This window comes from Microbulbifer sp. (assembly GCF_051659245.1).
Lineage (GTDB): Bacteria > Pseudomonadota > Gammaproteobacteria > Pseudomonadales > Cellvibrionaceae > Microbulbifer.
The window spans coordinates 1-9,533 of the sequence record NZ_JBOFOC010000044.1; the positions used below are offsets into that span (position 1 = coordinate 1).

General features: G+C 63.8%; 6 protein-coding genes. 3 read left to right on the forward strand and 3 right to left on the reverse strand.

The genetic code is table 11. From position 1 onward, the window contains the following. Positions 1-419: 419 nt before the first annotated feature. Positions 420-1,595 carry an efflux RND transporter periplasmic adaptor subunit gene (locus tag ACRC0P_RS04740; protein WP_438628635.1) on the forward strand — a complete coding sequence of 392 codons (1,176 nt, stop codon included), beginning with the start codon at positions 420-422 and terminating at the stop codon, positions 1,593-1,595. Between the two features lie 12 nt (positions 1,596-1,607). Next, a complete protein-coding gene (locus ACRC0P_RS04745; protein WP_438628636.1) occupies positions 1,608-4,751 on the forward strand; it encodes an efflux RND transporter permease subunit in 3,144 nt (1,047 codons plus the stop codon). Positions 4,752-4,779: 28 nt separating this feature from the next. Here the strand turns inward: ACRC0P_RS04745 and gmhB are convergent, their stop codons facing one another. The 3 genes from gmhB to glyQ are packed head-to-tail and all read right to left on the reverse strand — an operon-like array spanning position 4,780 to position 8,362. Then, the gene (gene gmhB / locus ACRC0P_RS04750) at positions 4,780-5,328 is read right to left on the reverse strand and encodes a D-glycero-beta-D-manno-heptose 1,7-bisphosphate 7-phosphatase (RefSeq protein WP_438628637.1); all 549 of its coding nucleotides are present in this window, start codon (positions 5,326-5,328) and stop codon (positions 4,780-4,782) included. Beyond that, on the reverse strand, positions 5,325-7,406 hold the full coding sequence (gene glyS, locus ACRC0P_RS04755) for a glycine--tRNA ligase subunit beta (protein WP_438628638.1): 2,082 nt from the start codon (positions 7,404-7,406) through the stop codon (positions 5,325-5,327). The genes gmhB and glyS overlap by 4 nt, the downstream gene beginning before the upstream one ends. Next, positions 7,406-8,362 carry a glycine--tRNA ligase subunit alpha gene (gene glyQ / locus ACRC0P_RS04760; protein ID WP_438628639.1) on the reverse strand — a complete coding sequence of 319 codons (957 nt, stop codon included), beginning with the start codon at positions 8,360-8,362 and terminating at the stop codon, positions 7,406-7,408. The genes glyS and glyQ overlap by 1 nt, the downstream gene beginning before the upstream one ends. A 149-nt stretch (positions 8,363-8,511) precedes the next feature. Between glyQ and ACRC0P_RS04765 the strand changes: the two genes are divergently transcribed. Continuing rightward, positions 8,512-9,408 (forward strand): lysophospholipid acyltransferase family protein, encoded by an 897-nt coding sequence (locus ACRC0P_RS04765; protein ID WP_438628640.1) that lies wholly within the window; start codon positions 8,512-8,514, stop codon positions 9,406-9,408. The last annotated feature ends 125 nt before the right edge of the window (positions 9,409-9,533 follow it).

Here is a 9,533-nt window from a genome sequence, read left to right on the forward strand (position 1 = left end):
AGGAGATGACAGGCTGCGCGCTCCGATTACATCTTGTCGGCGCCAAAGGCGACCACGTAGAGAAGCCTGAAACTCAGTAACAGCTGTCCAGTGCAAAAACCAGATTAGTGGTTGACTTCAGGGGCCGCTTTAGAGAAGCGGCGGGGGTGAGCAGTTACCAATTCTGCTGAATTGCCTGCATCCAAACGCACCCCCAAGGCGTCAATTGAGCAGTTCGCTAAGTGGCTTGCTACTGAACGGGCTTAATTTGGCTTTCGGCCCATATGCAACGCGAAAACCGGGGGAGCGTTTCCGGGACAGCCGTAGGGTGTGCCGTGCGCACCAATAAGCCTGGGGCTCCCACCAGCCCTGGAGCGGTGCGCACGGCGCACCCTACGGTTGAGCCCCGAAACTTGAGTTCGTAATTCAGGCAGAGACGAATGTATAAGAAATATCTAAAAACCGCCGCGCCCGTTCTGGTGCTGGCGCTGAGTGTTGGCGCTGTACAGATAATGATTGCCGCCAAGCCGGCGCCGGAAAAAAAAGAGGAGGAACAGCGCCTGGTGTCGCTGCTCTACTCCGAGGCCCGGGAGGAGACCGTGCATTTGGCAGTAGCCACCCAGGGGGAAGTGCGGCCCCACACTGAAATCGACCTGACTCCCCAGGTGGCCGGCAGGATTGTCGCCATTGCGGAAAATTTTGCGGAAGGCGCGGGATTTGAGGCGGGCGAGACACTGATACAACTGGACGATGCCGACTACCGCCTGGCCCTTGCCCGCGCGGAAGCCGATGTGGCGGAAGCGGAAGTGTTGCTGCAGCAGGCCCGCGCGGCGGCCGCCGTAAAAAGCCGGCAGTGGGCATCCATCAACCCCGGCCGGGAGCCCACCCCACTTCAGGTAAACCGGCCCCAGGTGGTCGAGGCGGAAGCCAGGATGCGCTCCGCCCGGGCGGCACTTGCGGATGCGGAACTGAACCTGGCTCGCACGCAGATCAAACTGCCGTTCCAGGGCCGCGTCATCCGGCGGGATGTGGGGGTGGGTCAGTTTGTCACGGAGAACACGCCATTGGGGCGCGTGTTTGCCACCGACCGTGTTGAAGTGCGCCTGCCACTGACGGATTTGCAATTGCAGGAACTGGACCTGCCCATGGGTTTCGTGGCCACTGGTGGAAATCCGGGGCCGCAGGTGACGCTATCGGCCCAGGTCGGCCGGGAGCGACGCCAGTGGCAGGGACGCATCGTGCGTACCCAAGCGGCAGTGGATGAACAGACGCGGCTGATTTACGCCGTGGCCGAAGTGCAGGACCCCTACGGGAAAGGAGCCAGCGAGGGAGTGCCGCTCGCCGTGGGGCTCTTCGTCTCCGCCGAAGCGGAGGGAGTGCAGGCGCACAAGGCGCTGGTACTGCCGCGGGACGCCCTGCGCAATGCCGACGAGGTATACGTGGTAGGCCCGGACAACCGGTTAAAGATTCGCACCGTGAAAGTATTGTCCACTTCCGAACAGCGGGTGGTCGTCGCCTCCGGTGTGGTGGAGGGCGAGCGGGTTGTCACTTCCGCCATAGCCAATGTGGTGGATGGCATGGAGGTTCAGCCCGTCACCCAACTGGCCCGGCAATAACGGAGTGCGAGCATGAACAAGTTGATTGAATGGTGGGCGCGCAACAGCGTGGCCGCCAACCTCGCCATGGTGGGCATATGCGTGGCCGGCGTCATCGGTTTCGGTGCTATGGAGCGGGAGATGGATCCCCAGGTGCGCTTTCCCGGCCTGCAGATCCAGGTCGCCTGGCCCGGTGCCGCGCCCCGGGAAGTGGAAGAGCAGATAGTCGCGCGTATCGAGGAGGCGGTCAGCGACCTGGACAACATCGAGTGGGTGCGGTCGACCTCGGCTGAGGGCTGGGGCGAGGTGTATATCCTGGCGGAGCAGAGCGTCGATTTCTCCCGCTTTATGAACGACGTCAAAATGCGCGTGGACGCCATCTCCTCGTTTCCGCGGGATATAGAACCACCGCGGGTACAGCAGTGGGTGAACCGCGAGGAATTTATCCGCGTAGCGGTGCGCGGCGACCTGGGCGAGCGCGAACTGAAACGCCTGGCGGAACAGTTGCGGCGCGAGGTGGCCGCCCTGCCGGCGATCTCCGTGGTGCAGCTGTTCGGCACCCGCTTCGAGGAGGTATCCATCGAAGTCAGCGAGCTGGCCCTGCGCCGCTACGGCATGACATTCCAGGAAGTGGCCGACGCCATTCGCGCCAGTTCCCTCAATCAGTCCGCCGGCACAGTGCGCACTGAAGTGGGCAGTTACCAACTCAAGGTGCGCAACCAGGCGGACACCGACCGGGAATTCGCCAGCATCATCGTGCGCCAGAGCGCCGATGGCGGCACCATTCGCGTCGGTGATGTGGCCACCGTGGTAGACGGCTTTGAAGACAACGAAATTCTCGCCACGCTCAACGGCGAGCCGGCGGTGCTGCTCCAGGTGATGAGCACCGAGGTCATGGATATAGTCACCGCCTCCGAATCCATCCGCAAATGGATCGCCGAGCGCAGCGAGACCCTGCCCCCCGGCGCCAGGCTCACGCTCTGGACCGACAACGCCGAGGAATTCAAAGGCCGGATGGCCACCATCGGCAACTCCGCCCTGCTGGGGCTGATTCTGGTGCTGCTGGTGCTGGTGCTCACCCTGCGCCCCAAGGTGGCCTTTTGGGTGGCTGCGGGCATCGCCATCGCCTACGCCGGTACCTTTGTGCTGCTGCCGAGCGTCGGCGTTTCCCTGAACATGCTCTCCACCTTCGCCTTCCTGCTGGTGCTGGGCATAGTGGTGGACGATGCCATCGTGGTCGGCGAGAGCATTCACACCGAATCCCACAACCCCGAACACCAACACCCCGGGGGCAGTGTGGATGCCGCGATACTGGGCACCCAACTGGTGGCCAAGCCGGTCATCTTCGCGGTGGTCACCACTATTTTCGCGTTCCTGCCGTGGATTTTTATCAGCGGTTCCACCAGCGAATTCACCCGGCATATCACCTGGGTGGTGGTGCTGGCGCTGGTGTTCTCCCTGATCGAATCCCTGTTTATTCTGCCGGCGCACCTCAGCAACCTGAAACCGCGCACCCGCCTCGGCCGCTTTGCACGCATACAAAAGCGCATCGCCGACGGCATCGTCTATTTTGCGCAGAATCACTACCGCCGCATAGGCCAGTGGGCGGTGGATCGCCGCTACCTGACCCTGAGTATTTTCATCTCCGCACTCATGATTGGTTTCGGCGTGTTCGGCAGTGGCTGGGTGAAGAAAAGCTTTATGCCGGAAATCGAATCCGACCAGATCGTTGTCAACGTGGTCATGCCCGACGGAGCGCCCTACAGCCGCGCGCTGGAAGTGTTGGCGCAGCTGCAGGATGCAGAAAAGCGCCTGGAGGAAGAGGTGAACCAGCGCACCCGGGGTGAGGGGGTGCTGATCGAAAACTGGTATACCCGCTCCCGGCGGGACAGCGTGATTGCCATCGTCCAGCTGGCCCCTCCGGAAGAGCGGGACATGTCTGCCAAAGAGGCGGCCCTGCGCCTGCGCGAGCTGATGGGAGACGTTCCCGACGCCAAGGAAGTCTCGGTGAATTACTCTTTCAACAACGGCGGCCCCGGATTCGAATTGTCCATCCGCCATCCGGACCTGGAAGTGCTGCGCGCTGCCACCGCCGATCTGGAAGCCCAACTGCGCACTTACGAGAGTCTCTACGACGTGCGCAATAACCTGGAGGGCGCCTCGGAGGAGATTCGCATCAGCCTCAAACCCGGGGCCGCCAGGCTGGGGCTGACCTTGGCGGAGGTCAATCGCCAGGTGCGGCAGGCCTATTTCGGCGAAGAGGTTCAGCGGCTGCCCCGGTCGGGCCAGGATGTGAAAGTGATGGTGCGCTACCCGCTGGCCGCCCGCCGCTCCATCGAAAGCCTGAAAGACTTTCGGGTGCGCACCGCCGACGGCCACCAGATACCCCTGCTGGCGGTGGCCGAACTGGAATTTGCCCCGGGTATCAAGCGCATCCAGCGCTGGAACGGCAACCGCGCGGCGCGGGTGATGGCTGACCTGAAAGACGATGTCCGCGGCGAGATCATGGAAGACCTGAACAAAAACTTTTTCCCCGGCTGGGAAAAACGCTATCCAGGCATCATCCGCGGCGCCGTGGGCCAGGCCGAGGGCGAGAAGCGATTCATACGGGACGTGATCGGCCTCTACACCATGGCGTTGTTCGCTATGTACAGCCTGCTGGCGGTGGCTTTCCGCAGCTATTTCCAGCCGATACTGATCCTGATCGCCATTCCCTTCGCTTTCGTCGGCGCGATTTTCGGGCACGGGGTCCTGGGGATGACCATGGCGATTTTCAGCTACTTCGGTATCGCCGCCGCCGCGGGGGTGGTGGTCAATGACAACCTGGTGCTGATGGATCGCTGCAGCCGACTGCGGGAGAAAGGCATGGAACCGCTGCAGGCCATCGTGGAAGCGGGTGTCGCGCGCTTTCGCCCGATATTGCTGACCACCGTCACCACCATCGTCGGCCTTATGCCGATGCTGCTGGAACGCAGCATCCAGGCGGCCTTCCTGCAACCCATCGCGGTGGCGCTGGCCTTCGGGGTCTTTGTGGCCTTTTTCGTAACGCTGCTATTGGTGCCGTCGCTCTATGCGATTGGTGTCGATATCGCCGCGGGTGCCGCACGGGGCCGAAACCGGCTGTCGGCCCGCCTGCCCGGAGAGCGTTTGCGGGAGAGTGCTGCGTCGGGGGAGTAGAGGTGCCCGGAAACCCGACAGGTAATGGTCAGCCCAGCAGGAACCGGGCAAATTCCGCCAGGTCGTCAAACACCGCGGTATCCGCCAGCCGGGGCTCCGGCTCGGCGATCAGCTTTTGCAGCGTCTGTTCGCCTTTGCCGGTCCTGACCAGTACCGGCTTGCAGCCTTTTTCCAAACCCGCCTGCAGGTCGCGCAGGCTGTCGCCCACCAGCCAGCAGTCGTGCAGGCTGGTGTCGAACTCCGCCTCGATGGCGTCCAGCAGTCCGGATTTGGGTTTGCGGCAGCGGCAGTTGTCGTCGGGGCCGTGGGGGCAGTAGAAAATCGCGGCGATTTCGCCGCCGGCGTCCTCCACCAGTGCGCGCATCCTGGCGTGCATGGCTTCCAGGTCGTCCAGGTCGAAATAGCCGCGGGCCAGGCCGCTCTGGTTGGTGGCCACCACTATCTGGTGGCCGGCGCGGCTGAGGCTGGCGATGGCCTCGATGCTGCCGGGCAGGGGGATCCACTCGTCGACGGTTTTTATATAGTCGGCGGAGTCCTGGTTGATCACCCCGTCCCGGTCCAGCACGATCAGGGTCATTTAGCCGGTACCAGCAGGGAGATATCCGCCACTTCCAGGAAGAGTGCGCGCAGTTGCGCCAGCAGGGCCAGGCGGTTGTCGCGCAGCTTTTCGTCGTCGGTCATCACCATCACGTGGTCGAAGAAGCTGTCCACGGTTTCCCGCAGGCCGGCGAGACCGGCGAGACCCTCGGTGTAGAGAGCTTCGGCGTAGAGGGGCTCCACCTGGGTACGGGCGTCCTGAATCGCGGCGTAGAGGGCCTTTTCCGCATCCTCCTGCAGCAGGCTTTCGTCCACTTCGGTGGGCGCCGGGCCCTCCAGTTTGGCGAGAATATTCGACACCCGCTTGTTGGCCGCGGCCAGCGCCTGGGCCTCCGGCAGCTGGCTGAAGGCGTGCACCGCCTGTACCCGGTTGTCGATATCCAGCGGCCGGGAGAGATTGCGCGCGGCCACCGCCATAAACACTTCCGCTGCGATGCCCTGATCCTCGTAGCGGGCGCGGAAGCGTTCGAGGATATAGTTCAGGGTCTGCTCGACCACGGTGTTGTACTCGCCGAGGGCGGTGCGCGGGTAGCCGTCGCGGGCCAGCCCCAGAAGTTCGCGCAGGTCCAGGTCGATGTTCTTTTCCACCACCAGGCGGATGACCCCCAGGCTGGCGCGGCGCAGGGCGAAGGGGTCGCGGGAGCCGCTGGGGGGCTGGCCGATGCCGAAGATGCCTACCAACGTATCCAAACGGTCTGCCAGCGCGATGACGGTGCCGGTGTCGCTCTTCGGCAGTTCGTCGCCGGCGAACTTGGGCATGTACTGTTCGTACATGGCTTTGGCCACGTCCAGGGGCTCGCCGTCGTTCTCCGCGTAGTAGTAGCCGGCGATGCCCTGGAGGTCGGGGAATTCGAACACCATCTCGGTGACCAGGTCGGACTTGCACAGCCGCCCGGCGCGCTCGGCCCGGTCGGCATCGCTGCCGATGTGGCCGGCGATGGCGCGGCCCAGGGTGGCGACCCGCTCGGTCTTGTCGTACACCGAGCCCAGGTGCTGCTGGAAAACGACCTGGCGGAGCTTCTCGCGGCGGGATTCCAGGCTGGTTTTCTTGTCGGTCTCGAAGAAGAAGGCAGCGTCGGAAAGCCGCGGGCGGATCACCCGCTCGTTGCCGGCGATCACCTGGGCGGGATCGGTGCTCTCGATATTGGAGACGGTGACAAAGAAAGGCAGCAGCTGGCCGTCCGCGTCCACCACGTGGAAATACTTCTGGTGTTCCTTCATCGACGAGATCAGCGCTTCCGCGGGCACGTCCAGGAAGCGCTCCTCGAAGCGCCCGGTGAGCGCTACCGGCCACTCCACCAGGGCGGTGACTTCGTCCAGCAGGTCGTCGTCGATCACCGCCTCGCCGTTGACGTTGTGCGCCTCGGCGGTCACCTGCTCGCGAATGGCTTCGCGGCGTTCGTCGAAGTCGGCGATCACGTACCCCGGGTCGCGCAGCTGCTGTACGTAGTCGCTGACAGAGTGGATTTCGAGCTCGCGGTTGCAGTGGAAGCGGTGGCCGCGGCTGGTGTTGCCGGCCTTCAGGCCCAGTACCTCGCCGTCCACCACTTTGTCGCCGAACAGCATCAGCAGCCAGTGGACCGGGCGCACGAATTCCTCCCGGCGCGTGCCCCAGCGCATGCGCTTGGGAATCGGCAGCTGGGCCAGGGATTTTTCCACGATCCCGGCGAGCAGGCGCTCGGTGGCCTCGCCCTTCTGTTCACTTATAAACGCCAGCCGCTCGCCCTTGTCGGTCTGCACCCGGCTGAGCTGGTCGACGGTAGTGCCGTTGCTGCGCGCGAACCCTTCGGCGGCCTTGCTGGGGTTGCCGTCCTTGTCGAAGGCGGCTTTCACCGCCGGTCCGAGTTTCTCTATCTGTTTGTCCTGCTGCTTTTCGGCGAGGCCGGTGACGGATACCGCCAGGCGGCGTGGGGCGGCGTAGGCCTTCACTTCGCCGAACTCCAGTTCCGCGTCCTGCAAACCCTGCCGGATACCCTGGGCGAAGGCGTCCATCAGGGTGCGCAGCGCCTTGGGTGGCAGCTCTTCGGTGCCCAGTTCAACCAAAAAATCCCGAGCCATTACTGCACCTCCTCTTTCTTGGTTTCCTGGGCGAGAACTTCATTGCGGATCTCTTCCGCCGCCAGCGGGAAGCCCAGGGCGTGCCGGGCGTTGTAGTAGGCCTGGGCGACTGCGCGAGCCAGGGTGCGCACGCGCAGAATGTAGCGCTGGCGCTCGGTGACGGATATCGCGTGGCGGGCGTCCAGCAGGTTGAAGGCGTGGGAGGCCTTCATCACCTGCTCGTAGGCGGGCAGCGGCAGGCCCAGTTCGATCAGCCGGCCGCTCTCGCGCTCGCAGTGGTCGAAGGTGGCGAACAGGAATTCCACGTCAGCGTGTTCGAAGTTGTAGTGGGACATCTCCACTTCGTTCTGGTGGAAAACATCGCCGTAGGTGACCGGGCTGCCGTCCGGATTGCGGGTCCACACCAGGTCGTAGAGGGACTCCACCCCCTGCAGGTACATGGCGATGCGCTCCAGCCCGTAGGTGAGCTCGCCGGTGACCGGATAGCACTCCAGGCCGCCCACCTGCTGGAAATAGGTGAACTGGGTGACTTCCATGCCGTTCAGCCAGATCTCCCAGCCCAGGCCCCAGGCGCCGAGGGTGGGGGATTCCCAGTTGTCCTCCACGAAGCGGATATCGTGTACCGCCGGGTCCACGCCTATGGCGCTCAGGCTGCCCAAGTACAGGTCCTGGATATTGTCCGGGGATGGCTTCATCACCACCTGGTACTGGTAGTAGTGCTGCAGGCGGTTGGGGTTGTCGCCGTAGCGGCCATCGGTGGGGCGGCGGGAGGGCTGCACATAGGCGGCGTTCCAGGTCTCCGGACCCACCGCGCGCAGGAAGGTCGCCGGGTGGAAGGTGCCGGCGCCCACTTCCATATCCAGAGGCTGTAGAATGACGCACCCCTGGCGCGCCCAATAGTCCTGCAGGGCAAAAATCAGGCCCTGGAAGGTGCTGAGGTCGTGTTGCTTGGACACCGCGTTCTCCGGATCAAAGTGTGCTTCGGGCAAAGGGACGCAATTATAGCGGCAGCGGGTGGCGCGCTTAAAGGCGCCCGGGCCGCACAAATCTTTACGATACTGAAAAGGGGCCGATAGTTAGCCGGCCTGGTGGGATTAAGGAAGTAGTGACATTGGATATCAAGGGCCGGCTGGCAGTCGCCGCGCTGAAACTGGTTGGGAAGTTGCCGCTGCGCTGGTCGCGCCGGCTGGGCTGGCTGTTCGGCCAACTGGCGGTGCTGACCCGCGGCGACAGCCTGTACATCAGCCGTATCAATCTGGCGCTCTGTTACCCGGGCAAGAGTGCCGGCGAAAGGGAGAAGCTGGCGCGGCGCAGCGTGATCAACACCGCCATGACCGGTTGCGAGGTGGCCACCATCTGGCACCAGCCCTGGAGTCGCAGCGAGGACCAGATAGTGCGGGTGCGCAACCAGCAGCTGCTGTGCGACCGGGTCGATGAAAAGCGGGGGGTGCTGGTGCTGATGCCCCACACCGGCAACTGGGAAATCTTCGGCATGTACCTGGCCACCCTGGGGCCCTGCACCGCCCTCTATGCACCGCCGAAAATCACCGCGCTGGACCCTCTGATCCGCGCGGGCCGGGAGGCCACCGGTATCCAGATGATGCCCACCGACGTGCGCGGCGTGCGCGCGCTGCTGAAGGCCCTGAAGGCCGGCGATATCGCGATGGTGCTGCCGGACCAGGAGCCGGACACCAGCGGCGGCGACTTCGCGCCCTTCTTCGGCAAGCCGGCGCTGACCATGACCCTGGCCCACAACCTGATCCGGCGCACCGGCTGCCGCTGCGTATTCGGTTTCGGCAAGCGGGTAAGCGGCGGCTTCGAACTGATATTCCTGCCCGCCGAGCAGGCGATCTACAGCGAGGAGCAGAAAGTCTCCCTGGCCGCGCTCAACCGCGGTGTGGAAGCCTGTATCGCCGAGGCGCCGGAGCAGTACCAATGGGAGTACAAGCGGTTCCGGCAGCAGCCGGAGGGAAAAAGCAGCATCTACAAAAAAAAGGGGTAGCCGGGATAGCGCACCTCGGCGTTTTTTGTCACAAGCCTCACCAAAATATTGGTATCAACGGGAACGTGCATCGGCTTAAGGGGACCACTCTGCAGGAGCGGGCCATGCCCGCGAACAGACCCCGA

Excerpts from the sequence above, each read along its gene's own strand:
- ACRC0P_RS04740 (WP_438628635.1), top strand. The coding sequence starts at position 420 with ATGTATAAGAAATATCTAAAAACCGCCGCGCCCGTTCTGGTGCTGGCG.
- ACRC0P_RS04745 (WP_438628636.1), top strand. The coding sequence starts at position 1,608 with ATGAACAAGTTGATTGAATGGTGGGCGCGCAACAGCGTGGCCGCCAAC.
- glyS (WP_438628638.1), bottom strand. The coding sequence starts at position 7,406 with ATGGCTCGGGATTTTTTGGTTGAACTGGGCACCGAAGAGCTGCCACCC.
- gmhB (WP_438628637.1), bottom strand. The coding sequence starts at position 5,328 with ATGACCCTGATCGTGCTGGACCGGGACGGGGTGATCAACCAGGACTCC.